The organism is Phormidium sp. FACHB-592 (assembly GCF_014695795.1).
Taxonomy (GTDB): Bacteria; Cyanobacteriota; Cyanobacteriia; order Leptolyngbyales; family Leptolyngbyaceae; genus Stenomitos.
This window is the reverse complement of the sequence record NZ_JACJOZ010000044.1, coordinates 121,009-143,962: the sequence shown is the minus strand read 5'-3', so window position 1 is coordinate 143,962 and position 22,954 is coordinate 121,009. Positions and strand designations below refer to the sequence as shown.

Sequence of the window (22,954 nt, the reverse complement as noted above, 5' to 3'; positions counted from 1 at the left end):
CAAATGCTGAGCCGATGTTCATGCATCATCGATCGCCCAAACGGACTCGTTTAAACAGCGGTGGTCAACCGTGGAAACGCTTCCCGTCCTGGCTGTCTTTAAAGTTGAGACGGCGTACTTTATGTAGCTACAGGCTGTAAATTACCCTTCCTTCTTATTCTGTCGCATTTTACAGCTAAGGGACTGCTTAGATTTGTAAGCCCAGGCGTACAAGCTCAGACCTACAGGCTCAGGCTCTAGGCTCACGTTTGCAGGCTGGCAGTTGCACCGATTGCTGGCTAGCAAGGGGTCTATAGAGTTACTGGATAAAAACACCTTTTACTGATAAACCCGTTGCTCTAGCATACTAGCGACCCGACTCCGGCGCATTGCCTAACCAGGCGACAACAAGCTCTTGTTCTGTTTTAGAGGCGAAGACGCGTACAGCATGGTAGTTGATCTTTTCACGTAGACGGTAGACTTGACGCACAGGCATATCTAGCGCTTCGGCGATCGCTTCTTGCGATCGTCCTTGTAGATAGAGCCGCAACCATGCCGCCGCAGTATCACCCAGCTTCTCGCTCAGGTACGCCTCAAAGTTTTGGGAAACAGCGGCGCGTAATTCCTGTTGCTCTTGTACGGCTTGGGCATCCTGATATTGGGAAACAGCTTGCGAGTCGAGCAGGCTGACGGAACCTTCAGCATCATCAGGTGAGATTTCTTCGGAAACCAAACGGATGAACTCTTGCGCGGGCACTTGGGTCATGCCACCTCGCTGCGATCGACGCAGGTAGTTAACAAAGCGGTACGACAACAGTGGTTGATTGCGGATGGGACGCAGGCAGTATTCCTCAGTGCTTGCCAGCAGCAGAGCATTTCGCAACCGCGCATCGGTCGTACATTTGGAGATCCAAAGAATTTGCTGCTGCATATATGAGTCGGTTTGCAGCAGTTCTTGAATGATTTCTTGCAGCACATCAACGACAGTGCGCTGACGATCGCGCGAGAGCGCAATCCAAGTGCGAATTTTGTTGCGAATGAGAAACAGGCTGCTCAACCGTTGAATCAGACTTTTGTACGCGCGTTCGGGTCCAAAATCGAGATAGCGCTGCCGCAAAATCCGATAGCGGTAGTCCATTGCCTGCTCTGCAATGTGTCGTGCTGTGGGCGTAAGGTCGTCAAACCGCGCTAGATTCTCGCCCATTAGCCAGCGTACAATGCTCTCACGAGTCGCAGCGCTATGACCTGGGATGTCTGTCTCTAAGCGCGATCGCCAATCGGTTGCGATTACTTCAGCCAATACCATCGTTTCAGTCAATACCATTGAGGTTGTCATCCCAGTCGTCCCTAAACGCCCTCTTCAAAGAGTGTGCCTTACACCCCCTACTTAGCGCACTCACCCACAATGGTTAATCTAGGTTGCCAACTTCAGAAAACTGGGGTTGGCTGACTGGTTACCGAGCGCCGACCCAAAGGTAGCGCTTAACGGCATCACTAGCATTGTACTGACCGCATTCCAAAGTTCAGCATTCTAAACGATGAGTTTTGCCACGATGAGTTTTGCCTAAGCGATCGCCTGCTCTCACCGCAACACACCAGAGAGACGATGAAATCTAGTCATCGGAGCCTTAACTCAAAACTCTCCTCGGCAAGCGAGTTGATATTGAGAACTGGAATGACAACGTTCAGGTTAACGGATGCCACCAAAGACTGCTAGTTCAAAAAACTTAAAGAAACAGTCTACCTGCTGGAAGCCGATCGCCCGTAGCCACTCGCACTGCACGTCAACAGGCACCAGAATGTTTGCCTTTTTGTCCTCACGGTAGACAAACGTTTGCCCAATTTCTTCCCGCGATCGCGGGTCGCCTTGCGCCTGATGCCATTGATAGATTGCCTCTACCAGCGTGTCGTTAAATAACGCTTCAACCCAGGGTGTCGCAGAGGCAACGTGTTCGATCTGGAGGAAGCCGCCACCCGATCGCAACAGGTGAAAGATCTCACGATAGAGTGCCTGTTTGCGATCGTTCGGCAAGTGGTGAATACAGTAACCTGACAACACCGCATCGAACGGTTCTAGACTGTTTTGCCAGTCTGGTGTGTAAAGGTCTGCCTGTACAACGTCTACCCGTTTGCCAAAAGGTTGCAGCCGCTGCCTTGCCTGCTCTAGCATCGGTGGCGAAAAGTCGATCGCCGTGACGTGTGCCTCTGGGTAATGGGTCAGGATCGCATAGGCGATCGCCCCATCACCACAGCCCAAGTCAGCAACCCGACGCATGGGCGGTTCCAACTGATCCAGCACACGTAGGGCAATATCGATCTGCTCTGTAGCGAAGGGAATTGCGCCCCGTACGCCCGTCAAAAAACTTTCCGCCACCGTGCGGTTTTGCCAAATTTGATCAGTTCTCATGCTTGCGTGCGGTCCGAAGCCAAACTGTTGGTGCTGAGGGGTACCATGCCCCCCGTAGTGGTCAGCCCCAAAAGCATTGATTCATTTGGCTGGATCAAATTACCTGTAAGGACACATCGTTCTTCTTGCTGAGCGATCGCTGCGACGGTAGCGCGAATGGTGGGGAGCGCCTGAGGCGAATAGGTTCCCGACTTTTGCTGCACATACTGCCAGAGTACGTCGCGTATGAGTGCCTGATAGCCCTGGTTGCCAGAAAGCTCTTTGAGTTTTTCTTTTAACTCCCGCTCCAGTCGAATGCTGGTGACTTCCATGTCGGTTGTGGCGGTGCGGGTCAGTGTATGCATGACGGGACTCCTAATACTATGGATGGTCGTAATACAAGTGTAGTATGTTGAGTCAGTTATGCAAGCGATCGCACCCGATTACGGAGAAATGAAAGAAATGTGGTTGTATGGCTGGATACCTGACAAGCTATCATGCTGTCGGCGTTTGACCGTGATACTCTAGAACACCTCTCGCAGCTTTTTAAGAGACAGACGGATGTCTTCTAGCTCTTGTTCACTTAACTTGCTAAAGCGTTCCTTAAGGTGAGCCATGTGAGCCGGAAAGGTTTCCTCGAACGTGCGATCGCCTTCACTCGTTAGCACAATCATGAAGCAGCGGCGGTTTTCTGGTGGTACTTCACGACGCACCAAGCCTTTGCGCTCTAGGCGATCGATAATGCCGGTTAGCGTGCCTTTTGTGACTAGCGTTTTTTCAGCCAGTTGCCCCATTGTCATTCCAGGCGTATTGCCCAGCGTGCTGATCACATCAAACTGCGGTGCCGTTAAGCCCAGTTGCCGGATATGCTCTTCATCGTAAGCACTAAACGCTTGAAACGCCCGCGCCAACTCTCGCACGACTGGCAAAAATGGTTCTTTGGCAGCCTGCCGTGTAGCTGTTTGTGACTCTGCCTTACCTTGAATGTTTGCTTGCGTCACCGTATCACCTCTAAAAAAGCGTTCGTCAGTCAACTTTATGAAACAGTCTAAAAGTTGATAGTACACATACACTTATAGTATTACACAGACAGTACTAATTCAAACAAACAATCGATCTTTGATCTTAGTAAAGACATTGTCAGGGCAACTGTGTCAGCATTTTCACTCAAGCAAGGGCGACCCATAACCGCCTCCGCCAGGGGTTTCAATCACAAAGGTATCGCCGGGTTGCATAATGACTTCTGCTTTGCTGCCTAAAGGTTCGATCGTGCGATCGGCTCTTTCCACCCAGTTGCGTCCCACGGCTCCAGCGGCTCCACCTGCTAAACCAAATGGTGCTACCAGACGATGCCCAGACAGAATAGCGGCGGTCATCACCTCACGAAAGCGAATGCGGCGAATCACGCCATTTCCACCTCGATGCGAACCCTCTCCACCGCTATCAGAACGGATCGTAAAGTCTTCCAACTGCACTGGAAAGCGCCATTCCAACACTTCTGGATCGGTGAGGCGAGAGTTGGTCATATGTGTCTGAACCGCATCCGTGCCGTCAAACGTTGCCCCCGCACCCGAACCACCGCAGATCGTTTCGTAATATTGGTAGCGCTGATTACCAAAGGTGAAGTTGTTCATTGTCCCCTGTGACGCTGCCATGACATTTAATGCTCCATACAGCGCATCGGTGACAACTTGCGAGGTTTCTACATTACCTGCCACGACTGCCGCTGGATAGCGAGGATTGAGCATACAGCCGTCAGGAATAATAATGTTTAAGGGTTTGAGACAGCCTGCATTGAGCGGAATATCGTCATCGACCAGACTGCGAAACACATAGAGTACAGCCGCTTTGCAGACAGCAACCGGAGCGTTAAAGTTGTTGGGCTGCTGGGGTGAGGTGCCTGTGAAGTCGATCGTGGCACTGCGGGTAGGGCGATCGATCATCACCGTGACCGCAATTTGACTGCCATCATCCATCACGTAAGTAAAGCTGCCATCCGTCAACACATCAATGACCCGGCGTACCGACTCTTCAGCATTGTCTTGAACGTGCTGCATATAAGCCTGCACCGTCTCTAAGCCATAATGCTGCACCATTTTGTGGAGTTCCTGCACACCACGTTCGTTAGCCGCAATTTGAGCCTGCAAATCCGCCACATTTTGCGCCGGATTACGTACCGGGTAATCGCCCTTCGTCAACAATGACAGCAACTCTGACTCTCGGAACTGTCCCTGATCCACCAGTTGAAAATTGTCGATCAGGATGCCTTCTTGCACGATCGACGTACTGTTAGGCGGCATCGATCCAGGCGAAATACCACCAATATCAGCATGATGTCCACGCGATGCAACAAAGAAGAGTGGAGCAGGGAGTGGGGAGTGAGGTGTAGGGGGAGAGTTTTGAGTAGCGCGTTGTGCCGCTTCGCTAGAGAGTTTTGAGTTTTGAGTTCTAAGCTCTCCATTTTCCTGCTCCCCTGCTTCTGCCTCCTGCCTCCTGCCTTCTGCCTCCTCTCCCCTCTCAAACACTGGCGTAATAACCGTTATGTCGGGCAAGTGTGTCCCCCCGTTATAGGGGTTGTTGAGGACATAGACATCCCCTGGCTTTAGCGTGCTGCCGTAGGTGGTAATAAGCGATTGGACGCTTTCGCTCATGGAGCCAAGATGCACTGGGATATGGGGCGCATTGGCAACCAACTGTCCGTGCTGATCAAATACAGCGCAGGAGAAGTCGAGGCGCTCTTTGATGTTGACGGAATAGCTGGTGTTTTGCAGCGTGAAGCCCATCTGCTCAGCGATCGCCATAAACAGATGGTTAAAGATTTCGAGCAGGACGGGATCGGGGGAATGGGGAGTGGGGAGTGAGGAGTGGGGTGAAGAGAGAGCGTTTTGAGTTAGAAGTTTTGAGTTAGAAGTTTTGAGTTCTCCATCTTCGGTCTCCCTCTGCTCCCCCCCTAGCTCCCTCTGCACCTCTACTTCTGCCCCCTGGCTCCTGACTTCTAACTTCTGTAAAATCAGATGCTTTCGCTCTGTTAGCTCCGCCTGCCATCCAGGTGTAATGACATTGGTGCCTGTGGGCTCGATGATAAGTGCAGGACCAGGGATGCGATCGCTCGGCAGCAAATGTTCGCGCTGAAACACGGGAGTTGCCTGCCAAGCATTGGCACTATAGGTTTGGACGATGACGATCGGCTCTAGCGGTGTCGTGCGAGTTTCGGTAATGATGGGTTCGTCGATCGTATTAGTTGTGCCGATCGCCTCTACGGACACGGCTTCGACAATCAACGCCTTACTTTCAGCAATAAAGCCGTAGCGCTGGCGATGTGCGTGTTCAAAAGCGGCAGTCATCGCGTTGCCATCACCAAAATTGACGATCAGCGCCGAGTCCGTGCCTTGATAGCGTAAAAGAGCTTTGGGTAGCACGTGCATCTGCGCTTCCAGAATGCCCTGCTGGAGCAGTTCGGCTTTTGCGTCTGCTATGAGAGTTGCAAGGGTACGTTCAAGCTCTGGTAGTAACGTTTGGTTTAAAGGTGCTTCGATCGCCCGTTCGCGCATTACGCGCACATCTGCCAAGCCCATGCCATAAGCTGATAAAACGCCCGCAAACGGATGCAAAAAGACCTGCTTCATCCCCAAAGTGTCTGCGATCGCGCAGGCATGCTGTCCTCCGGCTCCACCAAAACAGCAGAGGGTGTACTCACTCACGTCATAGCCACGCTGGACAGAGATTTTTTTGATGGCGCTTGCCATTTTTTCGACGGCGATCGCTAAGAAGCCCTGAGCCACCTGTTCAGGCTTTTGCACGTTACCTGTTGCAAACTGAATGGTTGCTGCCAGGTCGCTAAATTTCTGCTGTACCACGGCGCTATCAAGTGGTAAATCACCAGCCGCCCCAAACACTTTTGGGAAAAACTCTGGCTGGAGATTGCCTAACATCACGTTGCAGTCCGTTACCGTCAGTGCGCCTCCTTTGCGGTAGCAGGCAGGACCCGGATTTGCGCCTGCCGACTCTGGTCCCACCCGATAGCGTGACCCATCAAAGTGCAACAGCGATCCGCCACCTGCGGCTACAGTGTGAATCGCCATCATCGGTGCCCGCAGCCGCACACCTGCTACTTCGGTTTCAAATTCCCGCTCATATTCGCCCGCGTAGTGAGCGACATCGGTAGACGTGCCGCCCATATCAAAGCTGATGATTTTCTCCAGCCCAGCAAGTTTGCTCGTTTGCACCGCTCCCACAATGCCGCCAGCGGGACCTGACAAGATGCTGTCCTTGCCCTGAAACGATCGAGCATCTGTTAAGCCCCCATTGGACTGCATGAATAGGAGTTGGGGAGTGTGGATGAGGGATGAAGTTTTGAGTTTTCCTGCTCCCTCTACGTCTTCACATCTCTGCGGTTCCCCCTCTCCCTCTGTTCCCCCTGACTCTCTTACGCCCCCGGCTTCCCCTGCTCCCCCACTCCCCACTCCCCACTCCCCACTCCCTCCCAATTCCTCGCTCACCTGCTCTACATAGCGTCGTAAAATGGGAGATAGGTAGGCATCAACAACAGTGGTATCCCCCCGGCTGATGAGCTTCATTAAGGGGCTGACCTCATGGGAAACAGAAACCTGGGTGAAGCCGATCGCTCGTGCGATCGCGGCAGCTTTTTGTTCATGGTTGGGGTAGCGGTAGCCGTGCATAAAAACGATCGCGCAGGCCCGAATGCCCTCTGTATATGCCTCTGTTAAAGAAGTAGTGAGGTGTGCTTCGGCAGTTTTATTAAGCGGCACTAACGCTTCACCTTGAGCGCTGTAGCGTTCTTCAACTTCAATCACTCGTTCGTACAGCATTTCGGGCAGAACAATGTGCCGCGCAAAAATTTTGGGACGGTTCTGGTAGCCAATCCGTAAGGCATCACGAAAGCCTTTGGTGATAACAAGCACGACGCGATCGCCCTTCCGTTCCAACAAGGCATTAGTAGCAACGGTTGTGCCCATCTTGATCGCGGCAATCTGCTTAGTCGGAAGCGGCGCATTGCTAGCGATCCCCAGAATGTCTCGAATGCCCTGCATGGACGCATCGCGATAGCGTTCGGGGTTTTCGGATAGCAGTTTGTGTACTGTCAGGCTACCGTCTGGTTGGCGCGCCACAATATCGGTAAATGTGCCACCTCGATCGATCCAGAATTGCCAACGTGCGTCAGTATGAGTCGCCATCCCAGATCCTTGCAGTGTCTTTGCTTAGACCTATTGTGGCAGCGATCGATGGCTGCTGCTATTGGCAAGGCGTAGTCTCAGCAGGCTAACGATTACAGAACGTACCCCATCGTACTTCCTACCCCAAAAGCGCTTCGGTTATCCCTAGCAAAAAATCGCTAATAGCCGCGTCAAGCTTGCGATGATTAAAGCTGTAATCGCAAGGCTTAGCTCATGTCTTTCCCACTCCACTCTGTTTACAACTGGTATCGTCAGCTCATCGCCAACCCTAAATACCGCTGGTGGATTATGGCTGCTACGGCAATCTATGTCCTCAGCCCGCTCGATTTTTTGCCAGACTTCATTCCGTTTCTTGGTGAAATTGATGATGCAGTCCTTGTAACCCTCTTTGCGACCGAAGTTTCACAGCTTTTGCTCGATCGCATCAAGTCGTCTAAAACCCAAAAATCTGCTTAATTGTTAGGTAACGCTCAAAAAAACGCAACATTTTTCTTTAAAGTTGGAATCGTCAGAGCATATACTAGATGTTCTTGCTAAAACTTTTAGACGAATTTAGAGGAAGTTAGATGTCGCGATATCGAGGTCCACGACTGCGGATTGTGCGTCGGCTGGGAGATCTGCCTGGGTTGACTCGCAAAGCACCCAGACGTGCATACCCACCCGGTCAGCATGGTCAAAACCGCAAAAAGCGTTCTGAGTATGCGGTCCGGTTGGAAGAAAAACAAAAGCTCCGCTTCAACTACGGGATTACCGAACGACAACTGTTGCGCTACGTGCGAAAAGCGCGTCGAGCCGCTGGTTCCACGGGGCAAACCTTGCTGCAACTGCTGGAAATGCGTCTGGATAACACCATTTTTCGCCTGGGCATGGCTCCGACCATCCCTGGTGCGCGTCAACTAGTGAACCACGGGCACGTTACCGTTAACGGTCGCGTTGTCGATATTCCTAGCTACCAATGTCGTCCTGGCGAAGTCATTGGTGTGAAGGATCAAGATCGTTCGCGCAAAATCGTCGAAACGAACCTGCAATACCCTGGTTTGGCTAATCTACCGAGCCATCTAGAGTTTGACAAAAACAAGCTCGTTGGTAAGGTGAATAGCGTTATCGATCGCGAGTGGGTTGCCCTCCAAATCAACGAACTGCTGGTGGTTGAGTACTACTCACGACAAGCATAGAATTCGGCTGTTTTTCGTTCATTAGTTTTACCGCGGCATTAAAACAATAAATAAAGCCTCCTGAACCCGTCAGTCAGGAGGCTTTTTTTAGTGATGATGAGGAAAAGTGAGAAACAGGAGCCTCTGGCTAGTAGCTACGGGTCTCACACAAGCTTCCTGTTTTTTCATACTCTCGGTTTTTGAAGCTTTACCCCCAGGAGTCAAGGTCTAATGCTTGCGATCCACCCTGCTCTAGCTGCATCAAGATCTTGCCCAGTTGTGACCAGATGAGCCAGCCAATGAGAATAGTAAGCGGTAGGGCGATCGCGTAAGACAGTTGAGTGGTAAAACCAAAGACTTCCATCCCAGACGACAAAAACAAACAAATGCCTAAAGCAATGCCCACAAAGGGTAAAAAGAGCTGAAAGCCTTGCAACGTTGCTAACGTACGGGTCGATCTATTTTTAGACCAATCTTGTACAGCTTTTTTCAAAATGGACTCGAAGGCAGCTCCAGAAACCAGGCTAAAAAACAGCCCAGCTACTAACAGTACGTATGGTGGTTCGGGAAAGGAAGACATACAGAATAAAAGCGATAAAGTTTTGTTCTTACCCTACACCTTTTTGGCTCTTCGCCCCTATAGGCTTAGGTTAAGGCAAATGGTAGCAAGCAGCGGTGTTAGTGAGCAGTGTCGGTAATGACGAACGGTGCGATCGTGCCTGCGATCATCAAACAAACGGTATAAAAACCAAATGATTTTGCTTGCTGAAGACACGATCGCCGCACTCCAAATTAAGCCATCACCAATTGCTTTGAGTCTGCAACGCTGTCTTTGCTCAAGGTGCGCCCGATCGCCCGCGCGATCGGCTCCAAGCTCTGCACGAGAGACACCATTGCTTCTAACGAAAGCGCCTGACGTGCATCTGATACAGACTGATCAGGCTCAGGATGACATTCAATAATCAGACCATCGGCTCCGCAAGCAACAGCGGCTCGTGCCAGGTCAGCAATCAGTTCACGCTTACCGGTGGCATGGCTAGGGTCTACGATGACAGGCAAATGAGTTAACTGACGGAGTGCAACCACCGCACCTAAATCCAGCACATTACGAGTGTAGGTGTCGAAGCTACGGATGCCACGTTCGCACAACACCACATTGGGATTGCCATGCGCCATGATGTATTCCGCTGCCATCACAAACTCTTCTATGGTTGCTGAGAGTCCCCGCTTCAGCAGGATCGGCTTGCCTGCTTGCCCCAGCGCCTTTAACAACTCGAAGTTTTGCATATTGCGGCTGCCAATTTGCAGCATATCGGCATAGGCAACAACAGGAGCAATTTGGGCGATCGACATTACCTCTGTCACTACAGGCATACCGTAGCGCGATCGTGCCTCTGCCAGGATTCGCAGCCCGTCCACACCCATGCCCTGAAACGAATACGGGGAGGTGCGTGGTTTGTACACACCTCCCCGCAGGGCATGAATGGGAGCCACTGAAAGCTGGCTGGCAACTTGCTCCATCTGCTCGGCACTCTCCACCGTACAGGGACCACCAATGATGATGACATTGCTGCCACCGATCGCTACTTGTTCAGACAACTGAATAACGGTGCGATGGTCGGGATGAGACTTCGTGACTAACCGGGCATCCAACATGAACTTACTCCTTAGCTGTGTATTTTGACGGGTGGGATTTGCACTTGTGCAAACAAAAAGCCCGGAACCTCTGGGTTCCGGGCTGTACGAACGAAGGCGCAACAGACTTTACCCGGAACAGTGCCTGGTCCAAAAGTAAAAGCCGTAAAACCAACTCATTAGCGCTGCCATTGTTTCCGCTCTCTTCGCTCGATAACAAACCTGATTCTGGTGACACCTTAAAACTAAAAAACCGCAGAGTCAGCTCTGCGGTTCACCTGGACACGTTCGGCTCGAACGGTAGTCACTCCAGGTGAACCGATGGATACCAAACGTAAAAGAAAAAGGTTTTGCTGCTCATTTGCCTGTGTCGCTGAAAACTTGACTTAATGCTTATCTGAACGTAGCAGAGGGATCAGTGAGAGTCAAGTACTCGATCGACGGATACATCTGTATCTAGAGTAACTACTGATATGAATGCAGTAAACAACGTTACTACCTCTGCCGGTCTACATAATTAGGAATATTTGTTGCAAGAGTAGGTGAAGTTGATAGAAGGAACTGTTAGAAATACTAGTAACTACTGTCTTAAAGAAGCAACGCTGGCTAGATATATTACCAGTAGCGCGATCGTACAGCATCACTTAAAAGCTGGGGATCGATCGGTTGCAGTTAAGGGAGCGCATCTCACGTTTGTCAAGCTCGATCCTTTCTAGACTTATGAGCGGCACTGTTTTTAGATTCTTCCACTTTTAGCAACTTTAGTGGACAGCACACTGGTTAAATGAATCAAGCCTTGGTGGACGGCTTCATGTTTAAGTTACTGCCATAACACAGCGGCAAAACTGCTCGTTTTTATGAGAACCTTGTACCGACTGAAGCACTGGATGATCCTGCCCACAGGTGTGATAACCGCTGTACTTGGCACGACGATCGCACTTGGCTGGTTAGCGTTTCCTGATCATACTGTTCCTGTCGCTGCGGCTACCCCTTACTCGTCTACAACTCAGCGTTCTGTTGACTCTGTAGCGGTCTTTTCTCTAACAGCGGTGCCGCAAAATATGACTCAAAGTCCAGACAATTATGAGCCGCCCGACAATGGAGGACCCAGCACAACAGGTGGCTCAGGAACGCGCTGTTACATCAAGAGCGTTTGAGGTGAACACATATACTTCTACGAGTTAATTGGCGACAGGCTAACATTACCTGATTAGCAAGCGTTTCCTGGCATGGCTCTTATGTCGCTGGCTGAAGTCCGTTGCCTGCGTTGCAGCTCTAGCACGAAGGGTTATCATTCGCTCGTTTGTTGTCTACCGCTTTAACCCAGGTGAGTCAGATTCGCTGTGCAGAAAGGAGAGAATAGCAGCGTTGACAAACTCAGGTTGCCCGCCCGCAGCATAGTGCCCACAGTTGGGAATGATTTGGAGTGTGGCATGGGGCAGGTGATCGCGCAATTGCTCACCATCGCTGCTCGGAAACCAGCGATCCTGGTCTGCCCACAAAATTAGCGTCGGGCAGGTCACTTGTGACAGCTTTTCTTGCACAGAACGAATGAGGTTTGGTTGCCCCTGTTCTAGTCGCTTAATTTCGCGAGCGGCAAGCTGGAATTCTGCTGCTAGTTTAGTTAGTGTGCCAGGGAACTCAATCTGCGGATACGTACTCCAGTAAACGTCCTCGATCGTGGCATGAGCTGGATCGGCAATGACTTCCTCGCGCAGGGCATAGACAACCTGGCGAATTACCGGATCAAGTAACTTTGTGAGACGCAACTGGTCTGCTAACTCTACAAAGCCCAGTGGTACCTCTGCGAGGAGACGCATGCCCCAGTTGGGTAATTCTTTCGGAAAAATCGGGACATTAAGCAGCACCAGGCGATCGCACAGCGTTGGCTGAGACTGTACTGTGGCAAGCGCGACCAGTGCTCCTAGCGATTCGGCAACAATCACGGCAGGTTCGTCACACAGTGCCTGAAGGATGCGCTCTAGCTCTACTACTTTGTGGTTTGCCTGCTCTGGTTGCAGCGGCTTGTCGGAAAAACCGCTGCCTTTCGCATCAAAACAAATCACCCGAAAGTGCTGCGCCAGCGTTGCAATATTGGCGTGCCAGCAATAGCTCCAGCTAGCAACCCCATGGACAAAGACGAGTGGCTTGCCGGTTCCTTTTTCGCCATAGGCAATGGCAACAGAGCGATCGCTGGCATCCTGAATTGTTACTGTTTGCCGTCCCTTTGGAAAGGTTGCCTGCCACCAGTCTTGCATCGTTGCTGTATCCTTCAAAAAACCGTTGTCTAAGTAAGGCTGAATCTGTATCAGTCTAGACTCTCTTTGCTTTAGGATAAGGGCATCCACTGGCGGTGAGTGCACTCACACTGCGCTTTCTACACTGGCATAAGTATGTATGCAAAAACTTCTTGTTACTGGAGCCAGCGGGTTTCTCGGTTGGAACCTTTGTCAGATTGCTGCGGTTGATTGGGATGTTTACGGGACTTCTTTTTCAAACGCGATTGCCATTCCTGGCACAACGATGTTGCCGATCGACCTGACTGACTTTCAGGCACTAAAACAACTCTTTCAAACGGTGCAGCCTGATGCTGTTGTTCATCTAGCGGCAGAGTCCAGTCCCAACCGTTGCGAGGCTGAACCCGACGCTTCCTATCGGTTAAATGTCACTGCTGCTGTGGAGATCGCTGCGCTCTGCGCTGATCGCGACGTGCCTTGTGCGTTTGCCTCCAGCGAGATGGTGTTTGATGGGTTGCAGGCACCGTACTTAGAGGACGATCGCGTTTCGCCTATTAACCGCTATGGCGAGCAAAAAGCTCTTGCAGAGGTAGAAATGCTTGAGCGCTACCCCAGAACTGCCGTTTGTCGAATGCCATTAATGTTTGGCGCTGTGCCACCAACTGCTAGCAGCTTTATACAGCCATTTATCCAGGCATTGCGATCGGGTCAAGACCTTAAATTGTTTACGGACGAATTTCGTACACCGACCAGCGGGACAACCGCCGCGAAAGGCTTGCTGCTTGCTCTTAAGCTGACAGAGGGTCGGCTGCACCTTGGCGGCAGAGAACGCGTGTCGCGCTACGAGTTTGGCTGTTTGATGGCAGCTATCCTCGCACTGCCAACAGAAAGTATCATCGCGTGCCGCCAGCAGGATGTACCCATGGCAGCTAAACGCCCTCCCGATTTATCCTTAGATAGCACCAAAGCCATTCGCTTAGGTTATGCGCCGCGTTCTCTGTGTGCAGAGTTGGATGCGCTGGTCGGCAAGGTTTGAGCAGTGGTCAGCCATCTGCTATCAGCCGTCAGCTTTAAGAGTGCTAGACGTGGCAGCTTCAAATGCTTGTTCAACTGATGGCTATTTTTCTAACTCCCGTTCGATCGCGCTGATTAACTCAGGTGCATCCGGCTTGACTGCACTCTTAAACCGCGCTACGACCTCACCTTGCTTATTCACCAGAAACTTTTCAAAGTTCCAGGCGACATCGCCAGCAGAGTCTACTGTCGTGAGGCGGGCATAGAGTGGATGCTGCTGCCCGCCTTTAGCATGAACCTTGTCAAACAGCGGAAACGTCACATCGTACTTGGTGGAGCAAAACTGCACGATTTCTTCGTTGGTGCCCGGTTCTTGCCCACCATAGTCGTTAGACGGAAACGCCAGTACTTCTAACCCTTGCGCGTGATATTGGCGGTAAAGCTGCTCCAGTCCCGTGTATTGCGGTGTGAAGCCACAGCGAGATGCCACATTGACAATCAGCAATACGCTGCCTGCGTAATCTGCCAGGGCCCTTTCTTTGCCGTCGATCGTCGTTACAGTAATGTCGGTAATGGTTGCAGTCATTTCAGTTTCGCCATTAATAGTGCCATCACTATATTGTATGGAGGGGCGCGGGTAGAAAGCTAAAGGCTAAAAGTATTGTCAGTAGTCAAATAAACTCAAAGCTCTCTACCGTCGCGGGCAAAGCGCTACTTAAACTCCTCCTCAGCTCTGCCCCTGCACCACATCTCCCCTCCACCGCATCTGCCGCTTGAGTGCATAATGGTGCGCGAACTTGGGAATATCGCCCTTATGCCCCATCACAATAACTGTATCGCCTTCTGCTAAATGCACATTATGGCTGGGATTGATGAGCGTAGTGCCATCAACTCTACGGAGTGCCACCACGATAAACGTACCCTTGCCCCGTACTTGCACTGTGCTGATACTACTGCCAATTAGCGGCGAACCAGACACTACAGCAAGCTCATCAACTTGGACATCAATTTGAGAGAGCAGTTCATTAAGGCTGCTGCCATCGACTGTTTCTTCGAGAAAGCTGAGGGCTGCTGGATGCCTGATGATGTGTGACATTCGCAGTGCACCAATTTCAGCGGGTAGAACAACATGGTCGGCTCCAGCTTGACGCAGTTTCTTTTCAGTAGATGGATATTCGCCACGCGACAGGATGATGAGGTTGGGGTTGAGTCCCCGCGCCGTCAGAGTAATGAAGACGTTGGCAGCATCATCTGGTAAAACGGTTGCCAGCACTTTAGCGCGTTCGATGCCTGCCGATTCTAAAATACCTTCGTCGGTGGCGTTGCCAAGACGCACAAGGAAACCCATTGCTTCAGCCGTTTCAATCCGTGTCAGATTGTTGTCGATGATGACAAAAGGCTGCTTTGCCTCAACCATCTGACGCGCCAGTATTTGCCCAATGCGACCATAGCCGCAGATGATGACGTGCCGTGTAAGGGTGTTGATCTCTTTTGTCATACGTCTTGCTCCCAATGCCTGGTTGATTTCGCCTTCGGTAATCATCTGGAAGAAACCGCCGAAGATGTAACCCACAGAGGTGCAGCCAGCGATGATCACAAGCATGGTAAAAATTCTAAGCTGCGGGGTCATAGGACCCATTTCACCAAAACCCACGCCAAAGACAGTGATAACCACCATGTAAATGGAGTCTAACAGGCTCCACCCGGAGAGCCTGTAGCCTGCCACGGCAATCACGAGGGTTAGTGACAGGAAACCTGCGCCAGTAAGAATGCGTTTGAGTGAACCGTGCATACGATGAGGCGATCGCCAGAAAAAATGTCGAGCAACCCCAATAGCCTCGTCCTGGTTGGGGCTAGCGGAATCGAGAGGGTGCTTAGGGAACTAGCATAGTAAGCCCCGACGACGCTAAACACCCGTCACGCTGAACGTTTCTTGAGCCGTCTAGATCGCTACCGCTCAGTTCTTTTCGTTTTTTATCTCTCTACGTGCAGAGTTAATTGATTGATAGTACTTTAGGCGATCGCCTTGTCAATGTAGCGCTTCAAACCGATTAGCTGAAAATTGCTAGCGATCGTCTGTTCATTGTTTAGGGTGGCAAGCAAGTGGCTCAACCGTATCAGCAAAAGGCATCTTGCCTTTCAGGTCACTTCTATCTCTCGCTCCCGATCTATTGTGCCAGTCACAATACTGCCATCTACGATACCTGGTTTGAGGAACACTGTTCGCTTCTGGGCATCGTAGTAGATAGTTGTTGTGGTAATTAACAGTTATGCTTTATTCGCCGAAAGTTCGTTCTATATCTGCTCTTGTCGCAGCCTTAGCAACCACGACCAGTGCTTTAGCGCCTCTATTGATGGCAGCTCCTGCGTCTGCTCAAGCTAGCTTTCCTGATGTGCAGGGTAATTGGGCACAATCATGTATTTCCTCACTGACTCAGCAAGGCATTATCAGTGGGTATCCAGACGGCACTTTCCGACCCAGTTCGCCAGTGACTCGCGCTGAATTTGCGTCGATGCTTGGCAAGGCGTTTCCTAATGCGGCTCGCACACGCACTGCGGTTCAATTTGTCGACGTGGCTTCTAACTACTGGGCGTACAACGCTATCAGCAGCACAACTCAAACGGGCTTTTTGTCTGGCTATCCTGGCAACGTGTTTAACCCAACACAAAATATTCCCCGTGTTCAAGTTCTTGTAGCGCTAGCCAGTGGACTCAATTACACACCGACGCAGACAGTTTCTAACACATTGAGCACTAGCTTCTCTGATGCGTCAGCTATTCCTGCCTATGCCCAAGCAAGCATTGCGGCTGCTACTGAAAAGCGCCTTGTGGTGAACTATCCTAACGTCAGCACATTGAATCCGAATCAGCTTGCTAGCCGTGCTGAAGTCTCTGCTTTCCTTTGCCAAGCGCTGACCGAAACAGGACAGACCGCTGCTACTATCTCCAGCCAATACATTGCGGGTACAGCAACGTCTCAGAATAATCAAACTCAAGGTAGTCAAGTTCTGGCTGGAACTACGATTACTACACGCTATGCAGCCGCACAGCGTATCATCGTTGCACCAAACGAAACTGCACCGCTTGCCTTAACGGTTGCTCAAGACGTGCGGAATAGCCAGGGCACAGTTGTCATTCCTGCTGGTAGCCAGGTGATTGGTCAAATGCAACCTGCTCAAGGTGGGTCACAGTTTGTTGCTAGTCAGGTTGTCATCAATGGTCGGCAGATTGCTTTGAATGCATCCTCTACCGTTATTACAGAAACCCGCGATGTGCGCGATCCTAACTTTGGCACCATTCTTGGTGGTGCAGCGTTGGGTTCAGTCGCGTCTGCTGCCATTCAAGCCTTGTCAGGCGATAAGGTGATTGCGGGTCGGACTACAGTCTTGGGTACTGTTTTAGGGTCTGCTGTAGGCGCAAACCAAAATCGGAATCTTGGCAGCACCATTCGTGATGCTGCGATCGGTGCCGCTTTAGGTGTAGGCGTTTCAGGTCTCACGGGCAATCGCACTATTACGCCAGAAAAAGTCTTCACTGGTGCTGCGGCTGGTGCAACGCTGGGTGGGATCGTCGATCGCACCGCAAACAGCCGCGTTATTGTGGTCAACCCGGATTCCGACTTGACCCTTACAGTGAACAGCAACACCACTATCTAAAGGCGGTCGTTAAAGCGTCTCCTGGTCTGTATGCAATCAGTTTCGTTTAAGCATTAACGGACTGACTGAGCTATGAGTCACATTGTGGTGAGAGTGATCAGCGATCGCTCTCGCCATTTTTTTGGCTTACCCAGGCGATCGTCTTACAGGCATCTAGATCCCCAGATCCCTCTGTCCATCCAAACACCAATAACCAAAAACTAATAGTGTTCTCTCACAGCCACGAAAGCTGCGTTGGTTCTGCTTGTTCTAGAAAGACACGTTCCACTATGCCGCGTTGGTACATCGGTGTTTTATGACGACCAACTAAACGGGGCGACACACCTGCTTTTTCAAGGCGCGATCGTGCTTGTTTACCCGAACAGCCCAAAATGGTGGCGGCATCGCCTAGAGGCAACCATTGCTGGGCAAAGCGCGGCAGTAAGGCTTCGTCGGACTCGTTTTGCACTTCAGTTAATAGACGCTCTGCCAATAGCCAACAGGCGATCGTATCGGCTTCGGCACGATGCGAATGACCCACCGGAAACTTAAAGTGTTGTACCAGATTGGGCAAGCTGCGGGATGGTAAGTCAGGCAGCATGAGGCGAGCAAGGATCACTGTACAAAGCTGGTCTTCAGGCAATCGTGAAAAAACGATATTCAAGTAATCAAACTCTGCGCGTAGAAAAGCATAGTCAAAGGCTAGATTGTGCGCGGTCAGCACACCCGTTTGTAGCAGCGGCACATACTGATGCCAGACTTCTTCCGCTAGGGGCGCTTGATCAACCATCGCCTGATCGATCCCCGTAATGCGGGTAATCATTTCTGGTACGTGTACCTGCGGGTTTACCAGATGAGTCTGCTGATGCTGAATGCCGTCTGCTAGAGTCGCCTGTAAAACGGATACTTCTATCACGCGGCACCCACCAGAGGCACGATGCCCGGTTGTCTCCACGTCTACAACCGTTAAAGGCTGCTGGCTTACTCGGCGATAAAACGCAAGAAGATCGGTTGAAAGCACTGTAAAAATGGCTCAGAGACAACAAAATAGGGTGAGCAACGCCCACCCCATAACTTACGGATGCTTTTAAGAGTCTGTCAACACTGCACCAATGGGCACAAGGATGGCAGACATTTTTCTGTTCGATCCCCTACTGCCTCAGCAGGTTCAGCCAAACTAAGCCAAACAAAAAAGCTGGGGATCGATGTCATTACTTCATTTTAGCGATCGAGGGATGGCGATACCTGATTCTCAGAGTTGCCAACATTTCTACCACGTTTGACGGGCTTGGGCTTGGCTGAACCACCGCCATTGCCGCCATGTCCACTATTGCCGCCACCGCCATGAAATGTCTCCTCTGCATGATCCTGGTTGTTAGACCGCATCCAGGTCGGACGGGTCTGGTCATACGCCATCTGTAACGCCGCTGCGGCAATCGCGTGAGGTTCATACTCTTCTGACAGTTGCGCCACGATCGGCAAAAAGGATGCCATCCGCTCGCCTACCAGCGCTTCGCGAATTTGACCCTGGAGTTTTTCCAGTTGACGGGCTTCAATCTGAGCGCGAGTTGGAATAGAGACGACCTCTAATCGTTGACGCATATGGAACTCGATATCGCGCAGTTTACGGCGATCAAGCGAATGCACCAGCGAAATCGCTGTACCTTCTTTGCCTGCTCGTCCTGTACGACCAATACGGTGAACATAGTTCTCTACACTATCGGGTAAGTCGTAGTTAATCACATGAGTCAGGTCATCAACGTGGATACCACGAGCGGCAATGTCAGTCGCTACCACCCAGCGCACTTGACGCTGGCGGAACCGGAGCAAGAGCCGTTCCCGTTGGGATTGGCTAAGGTCACCATGATATTCATCGACGCTGTGTCCCGCTGCCTGAAGCTGGCTGGTGAGTTCTGCCGCCGCCTTACGGGTGCGAACAAAGATCAGTGCTGCTTCGGGATCTTCTAGTTCCAGAATGGGCTGGAGGGCACGTGCCTTCGTCCAACCACGGGGGATCATGTAAGCGACTTGATTAATGCGAGTTGGTGCCGTTTTGGGTTGTTCGATCGTGACCGTAATGGGCGAGCGCAAGAACTTTGTTACCAGCTTGCGTACCGATGGCTCCATCGTGGCTGAGAAGAACGCCGTTTGACGTTCGATCGGTGCCTGACTAAGAATCTTTTCGACATCTTGAATGAAGCCCATGTTGAGCATTTCATCCGCTTCATCCAGCACCATCCAGGTCAACTGGTTCAGCTTCAGGTCGCCACGGCTAAGGAGGTCTAGCACGCGTCCAGGGGTACCAACGACGATTTGAGCGCCACGTTCAAGGCGAGAAATCTGCTGGTCGATCGCCTGTCCACCGTAAATGGTGACCACCTTCAGGCGGCGATCGTCGATAAAACCACGTATGGCTTGACCGACCTGCATTGCCAATTCCCGTGTAGGAGTCAGGATCAGCGCCTGCACGGCTGGTAGCTTGACATCAATGCGATCAAGAATGGGCAGCGCAAAGGCAGCAGTTTTACCAGTACCTGTTTGGGCTTGTCCCACAACATCACGCCCGCAGAGAAGATGGGGGATCGCCTGTGCCTGGATAGCAGTTGGGACGGTAAAGTCCATTGATTCCAAGTGGCGAATGCGGGCTTCAGAAAGACCAAGGCTATTGAAAGAAAGGGTCATTGAATCTCCTAGTTAACTAGTTAAAAAGATGAAACGTGTTTGTCTGCAAAAAATGACTGCAAAAAGTGTGTGGCAAGCAGGTAATGCCAGATGCATTCAGCCTGAAGCCCAAGACTCAAGGAACAGCTAACGGCAGCTTAGGTAGTAGATCCGCCGCTGTGGCAACGTGACCATAAAGGTCGTACACATCAGCATCGACGATCGCTACCGGCACAAGCGATCCCAGTGTTGCGCTGCCCCGAATGTAGACCAGACCATCTACATCTGGAGAGAAGCGAGCCGACCGACCAATAAGTTCATTGGTCTCGGGGTTCTCTTGCTCGATCAATACATCAACGACCTTACCTACTTGCGCCCGATTACGCCTGAGCGAAATGGGCTGTTGCACAGTCATCAACGCATCCCGGCGATCGTCCATCACAGCTTGAGGCACCTGATTAGGCAAGCTGAAGGCAGGGGTACCTTCTTCAGGCGAGAAGGTAAAGACACCGACATGATCAAACTCGTGCCGCTGCACAAACTCCAACAAGTGCTGAAAATGCACATCTGTTTCACCAGGGAAGCCGACGATGAACGTCGTTCGCAAGACAGCATTGGGGATCGCTGCTTTAATGCGCTCGATCACGCCGTCATTCACTTGCCCTTGCCACGGACGGTTCATCGAGCGCAGCACATCAGGATGAGAGTGCTGGAGCGGCAAATCCAGATAGGGCAGAACGTTTGGTGTTTCCTGAATGGCAGCAATAACACTAGGCGTTAAACCAGTTGGATAGGCATAATGCATCCGAATCCAGGGGATATCTACATTGCCTAGCGCTCGCAGCAGCTCTGCAAGCCGAGGTTCACCGTAGATATCCAAGCCATAGTTGGTCGTGATCTGAGAGATCAGAATGATTTCCCGCACGCCTTCCGACGCAAGCCGCTCTGCTTCAGCCACAATCGACTCAATAGGGCGCGATCGCTGCTTACCCCGCAGATGAGGAATAATGCAAAAGGCACAACGGTAATCGCAGCCTTCGGCAATCCTTAAATAAGCAACCCCTTCAGTTGTTGTGCGGTAACGAGGGGTCGTTTCATCTGCAATGTAAGTTGGCTCTTGAGAAACCTCTTGGACACGTTCGCCCGTTTCAGTCCGCTCAATAACATTGACAATCTTGTGATAATCGCCTGTGCCAACCAGCGCTACGGCTTCTGGCAGTTCTTCCAAAAGTTGCTCCTGGAAGTGCTGCGCCATGCAGCCTGTGATGACAATCTTTTTATCTGCTTCTGCCAGTTCTACTAGCGTTCGCACAGATTCTTCACGTGCTGCCTGAATAAAGCTACAGGTATTAACAATAACGTAATCAGCTAACTCTTCGTTTGCATCAACTTCGTAGCCCGCTTGGACTAGAAGCCCCAGCATATGCTCAGTGTCAATTCGATTTTTCTCGCAGCCCAAATGTGTGACGGCAATCGTTGGCTTGTTGCCCATGTAATCCTATTTCTAATGGAGTCGAAGGGTGTAGTCGGTAAGCTGTAGCGATCGCTTATGCGACGGATTGACCCCTCGCCTCAAATTCAATAGCAGTTAAAGTAAAACCACTATTCAGTGCAATCGCCCAGATGACAATACTTGATGATGATAGCGCAAAAACGAGAATATTACGATACTTTACGCAGAGGTTCTCTTTTGCTTAAGGAGATGTAAGCCACGTTTTGTTGGCACTCACATCTAAGCAGCCCTTTTAACTACTTCTGTAATAACCCTTGATATTGTAGCCCATCCAACATCGATCATGTCTGACTTAGACTAGCAGTCTTCAAGTCGGTTTCGAGTTAATCAAGGCAAAGAATAGGTGGGCGCGCTCTTCTAAGCACTATCACTGCTGTTAAATAAGCAATTTATTAAAGGAGTAAACCGCTGGGTTGGTTCAGTGACGCAGTGAGCGTAAAACAAGTTTGGATGCCTTTAAGTAGAAGTAGACGGTTGTTTGGTGGCTTTGTAAGCAGCGCTCTATAAGCAGCATGGAGAAATCTCCTTATCTTTACAGTGACGTTAACTACCCTTTACAGCGAATACGGGGACGGTAAAAAGTTATGATTCTAACAGTCGATTCTCTTTAGATGAGTCCGAATTCTTTACGCACGTGGACTTAATTCAAATTTTCAAGACTCCGAACCCAATTATTGGTGTTGTTCATTTGCTGCCTCTGCCGACCTCAGCGCTATGGGGCGGTAGTCTAAGGGCAGTTATTGATCGAGCCGAGCAAGAAGCTACTGCGCTAGCCTCTGGTGGCGTTGACGGCATTATTGTCGAAAACTTTTTTGATGCGCCGTTCCCTAAGGATCAGGTTGATCCCGCAGTCGTAAGCGCAATGAGTTTAATTGTGCAGCGGCTTCAACAGATGGTAACGCTGCCGATCGGTATCAACGTGCTGCGAAATGATGCGCGTAGTGCGCTGGCGATCGCAACCTGCACCCAGACGCAGTTCATCCGCGTGAATGTCCTTACTGGGGTCATGGCAACTGATCAGGGACTCATTGAGGGTAAGGCGCATGAACTATTGCGCTATCGCCGCGAACTAGGTAGTGATGTCAAAATCTTTGCGGATGTGCTGGTAAAACACGCCCGTCCCTTGAGTTCCCCCAATCTTACGGTTGCAGTTCAGGATACGATCGAGCGCGGTCTAGCCGATGCGGTGATCCTCTCTGGTTGGGCAACAGGTAGCCCGCCTAGTTTAGAAGATCTAGAACTCGCTACCGCTGCTGCCAAAGGCACGCCCGTCTTTATCGGTAGTGGCGCAGACTGGGAAAATATCTCGACGTTAATGCAGGCGGCGAATGGTGTCATTGCTTCTACGTCGCTCAAGCGTCACGGTCGCCGTGAACAGCCGATCGACCCCATCCGCGTGAGCCGGTTTGTTGAAGCGACTCGTCGCAGTGTTTCGACGAGCGAGCCGACGGCGCTCCCGTCTCTGCCTTTGCGCTCGTAACGAAAGAAGCAACCATAACTCATCAAAGGCAAGCTATGGCTAGAGCGAATGCCTTAGCGTAAGGT

19 protein-coding genes are annotated in these 22,954 nt (G+C 51.1%); 6 read left to right on the top strand and 13 right to left on the bottom strand.

What is annotated here, in order from left to right; all coding sequences use genetic code 11:
* Window positions 1-346: 346 nt before the first annotated feature.
* The 5 genes from H6F86_RS11785 to H6F86_RS11765 form a co-directional block, all read right to left on the bottom strand.
* Complete coding sequence (locus H6F86_RS11785) at window positions 347-1,315, bottom strand: HetZ-related protein 2 (protein ID WP_199322279.1); 969 nt, start codon at window positions 1,313-1,315, stop codon at window positions 347-349.
* Window positions 1,316-1,669: 354 nt separating this feature from the next.
* Complete coding sequence (locus tag H6F86_RS11780; RefSeq protein ID WP_190448785.1) at window positions 1,670-2,386, bottom strand: class I SAM-dependent methyltransferase; 717 nt, start codon at window positions 2,384-2,386, stop codon at window positions 1,670-1,672.
* On the bottom strand, window positions 2,383-2,730 hold the full coding sequence (locus tag H6F86_RS11775; protein ID WP_190448784.1) for a hypothetical protein: 348 nt from the start codon (window positions 2,728-2,730) through the stop codon (window positions 2,383-2,385). The genes H6F86_RS11780 and H6F86_RS11775 overlap by 4 nt, the downstream gene beginning before the upstream one ends.
* 159 nt (window positions 2,731-2,889) lie before the next feature.
* The gene (locus H6F86_RS32195) at window positions 2,890-3,366 is read right to left on the bottom strand and encodes a MarR family transcriptional regulator (RefSeq protein WP_206756031.1); all 477 of its coding nucleotides are present in this window, start codon (window positions 3,364-3,366) and stop codon (window positions 2,890-2,892) included.
* Between the two features lie 162 nt (window positions 3,367-3,528).
* Window positions 3,529-7,560, bottom strand: a complete 4,032-nt coding sequence (locus H6F86_RS11765; RefSeq protein WP_190448783.1) for a hydantoinase B/oxoprolinase family protein — start codon at window positions 7,558-7,560, stop codon at window positions 3,529-3,531.
* 213 nt (window positions 7,561-7,773) lie between these two features.
* Here H6F86_RS11765 and H6F86_RS11760 point away from each other — a divergent pair, with 213 nt between their 5' ends.
* Window positions 7,774-8,016: a YkvA family protein gene (locus tag H6F86_RS11760; RefSeq protein ID WP_190448782.1), complete on the top strand. Its 243-nt coding sequence runs from the start codon at window positions 7,774-7,776 to the stop codon at window positions 8,014-8,016.
* A 110-nt stretch (window positions 8,017-8,126) separates the two neighbouring features.
* Entirely contained in the window at window positions 8,127-8,735 is a 609-nt protein-coding gene (gene rpsD, locus H6F86_RS11755; RefSeq protein ID WP_190448781.1) for a 30S ribosomal protein S4, read from the top strand.
* A gap of 187 nt (window positions 8,736-8,922) precedes the next feature.
* On the opposite strand, the gene H6F86_RS11750 is transcribed toward rpsD, so the two are convergent.
* Complete coding sequence (locus H6F86_RS11750) at window positions 8,923-9,294, bottom strand: hypothetical protein (RefSeq protein WP_190448780.1); 372 nt, start codon at window positions 9,292-9,294, stop codon at window positions 8,923-8,925.
* 212 nt (window positions 9,295-9,506) lie between these two features.
* Window positions 9,507-10,370, bottom strand: coding sequence for a 3-deoxy-7-phosphoheptulonate synthase (aroF, locus tag H6F86_RS11745; protein WP_190448779.1), 864 nt, complete (start codon window positions 10,368-10,370; stop codon window positions 9,507-9,509).
* Between the two features lie 836 nt (window positions 10,371-11,206).
* On the opposite strand from aroF, the gene H6F86_RS11740 reads away from it, so the two are divergent.
* Window positions 11,207-11,506 (top strand): hypothetical protein, encoded by a 300-nt coding sequence (locus H6F86_RS11740; RefSeq protein ID WP_190448778.1) that lies wholly within the window; start codon window positions 11,207-11,209, stop codon window positions 11,504-11,506.
* Between the two features lie 153 nt (window positions 11,507-11,659).
* Here the strand turns inward: H6F86_RS11740 and H6F86_RS11735 are convergent, their stop codons facing one another.
* Window positions 11,660-12,607: an alpha/beta hydrolase gene (locus H6F86_RS11735; protein ID WP_190448777.1), complete on the bottom strand. Its 948-nt coding sequence runs from the start codon at window positions 12,605-12,607 to the stop codon at window positions 11,660-11,662.
* Between the two features lie 139 nt (window positions 12,608-12,746).
* Here H6F86_RS11735 and H6F86_RS11730 point away from each other — a divergent pair, with 139 nt between their 5' ends.
* Window positions 12,747-13,622: an NAD(P)-dependent oxidoreductase gene (locus H6F86_RS11730; protein ID WP_190448776.1), complete on the top strand. Its 876-nt coding sequence runs from the start codon at window positions 12,747-12,749 to the stop codon at window positions 13,620-13,622.
* An 81-nt stretch (window positions 13,623-13,703) separates the two neighbouring features.
* On the opposite strand, the gene H6F86_RS11725 is transcribed toward H6F86_RS11730, so the two are convergent.
* Complete coding sequence (locus H6F86_RS11725; protein WP_190448775.1) at window positions 13,704-14,186, bottom strand: glutathione peroxidase; 483 nt, start codon at window positions 14,184-14,186, stop codon at window positions 13,704-13,706.
* A gap of 141 nt (window positions 14,187-14,327) precedes the next feature.
* On the bottom strand, window positions 14,328-15,392 hold the full coding sequence (locus H6F86_RS11720; RefSeq protein ID WP_190448774.1) for a potassium channel protein: 1,065 nt from the start codon (window positions 15,390-15,392) through the stop codon (window positions 14,328-14,330).
* Window positions 15,393-15,870: 478 nt separating this feature from the next.
* Here H6F86_RS11720 and H6F86_RS11715 point away from each other — a divergent pair, with 478 nt between their 5' ends.
* Entirely contained in the window at window positions 15,871-17,256 is a 1,386-nt protein-coding gene (locus H6F86_RS11715; protein WP_190448773.1) for an S-layer homology domain-containing protein, read from the top strand.
* Window positions 17,257-17,470: 214 nt separating this feature from the next.
* Here H6F86_RS11715 and H6F86_RS11710 read toward each other — a convergent pair whose 3' ends face one another.
* From H6F86_RS11710 to rimO, 3 genes are all read right to left on the bottom strand, one after another.
* Complete coding sequence (locus tag H6F86_RS11710) at window positions 17,471-18,256, bottom strand: 3'-5' exonuclease (protein ID WP_347240188.1); 786 nt, start codon at window positions 18,254-18,256, stop codon at window positions 17,471-17,473.
* Between the two features lie 200 nt (window positions 18,257-18,456).
* Window positions 18,457-19,917 (bottom strand): DEAD/DEAH box helicase, encoded by a 1,461-nt coding sequence (locus H6F86_RS11705; RefSeq protein ID WP_190448772.1) that lies wholly within the window; start codon window positions 19,915-19,917, stop codon window positions 18,457-18,459.
* 115 nt (window positions 19,918-20,032) lie between these two features.
* The gene (rimO, locus tag H6F86_RS11700; RefSeq protein ID WP_190448771.1) at window positions 20,033-21,388 is read right to left on the bottom strand and encodes a 30S ribosomal protein S12 methylthiotransferase RimO; all 1,356 of its coding nucleotides are present in this window, start codon (window positions 21,386-21,388) and stop codon (window positions 20,033-20,035) included.
* A 655-nt stretch (window positions 21,389-22,043) separates the two neighbouring features.
* On the opposite strand from rimO, the gene btpA reads away from it, so the two are divergent.
* The gene (btpA, locus tag H6F86_RS11695; protein ID WP_190448770.1) at window positions 22,044-22,889 is read left to right on the top strand and encodes a photosystem I biogenesis protein BtpA; all 846 of its coding nucleotides are present in this window, start codon (window positions 22,044-22,046) and stop codon (window positions 22,887-22,889) included.
* Window positions 22,890-22,954: the final 65 nt, after the last annotated feature.

Excerpts from the sequence above, each read along its gene's own strand:
- H6F86_RS11785 (WP_199322279.1), bottom strand. The coding sequence starts at position 1,315 with ATGACAACCTCAATGGTATTGACTGAAACGATGGTATTGGCTGAAGTA.
- H6F86_RS11780 (WP_190448785.1), bottom strand. The coding sequence starts at position 2,386 with ATGAGAACTGATCAAATTTGGCAAAACCGCACGGTGGCGGAAAGTTTT.
- H6F86_RS11775 (WP_190448784.1), bottom strand. The coding sequence starts at position 2,730 with ATGCATACACTGACCCGCACCGCCACAACCGACATGGAAGTCACCAGC.
- H6F86_RS11765 (WP_190448783.1), bottom strand. The coding sequence starts at position 7,560 with ATGGCGACTCATACTGACGCACGTTGGCAATTCTGGATCGATCGAGGT.
- H6F86_RS11760 (WP_190448782.1), top strand. The coding sequence starts at position 7,774 with ATGTCTTTCCCACTCCACTCTGTTTACAACTGGTATCGTCAGCTCATC.
- rpsD (WP_190448781.1), top strand. The coding sequence starts at position 8,127 with ATGTCGCGATATCGAGGTCCACGACTGCGGATTGTGCGTCGGCTGGGA.
- H6F86_RS11750 (WP_190448780.1), bottom strand. The coding sequence starts at position 9,294 with ATGTCTTCCTTTCCCGAACCACCATACGTACTGTTAGTAGCTGGGCTG.
- aroF (WP_190448779.1), bottom strand. The coding sequence starts at position 10,370 with ATGTTGGATGCCCGGTTAGTCACGAAGTCTCATCCCGACCATCGCACC.
- H6F86_RS11740 (WP_190448778.1), top strand. The coding sequence starts at position 11,207 with ATGAGAACCTTGTACCGACTGAAGCACTGGATGATCCTGCCCACAGGT.
- H6F86_RS11735 (WP_190448777.1), bottom strand. The coding sequence starts at position 12,607 with ATGCAAGACTGGTGGCAGGCAACCTTTCCAAAGGGACGGCAAACAGTA.
- H6F86_RS11730 (WP_190448776.1), top strand. The coding sequence starts at position 12,747 with ATGCAAAAACTTCTTGTTACTGGAGCCAGCGGGTTTCTCGGTTGGAAC.
- H6F86_RS11725 (WP_190448775.1), bottom strand. The coding sequence starts at position 14,186 with ATGACTGCAACCATTACCGACATTACTGTAACGACGATCGACGGCAAA.
- H6F86_RS11720 (WP_190448774.1), bottom strand. The coding sequence starts at position 15,392 with ATGCACGGTTCACTCAAACGCATTCTTACTGGCGCAGGTTTCCTGTCA.
- H6F86_RS11715 (WP_190448773.1), top strand. The coding sequence starts at position 15,871 with ATGCTTTATTCGCCGAAAGTTCGTTCTATATCTGCTCTTGTCGCAGCC.
- H6F86_RS11705 (WP_190448772.1), bottom strand. The coding sequence starts at position 19,917 with ATGACCCTTTCTTTCAATAGCCTTGGTCTTTCTGAAGCCCGCATTCGC.
- rimO (WP_190448771.1), bottom strand. The coding sequence starts at position 21,388 with ATGGGCAACAAGCCAACGATTGCCGTCACACATTTGGGCTGCGAGAAA.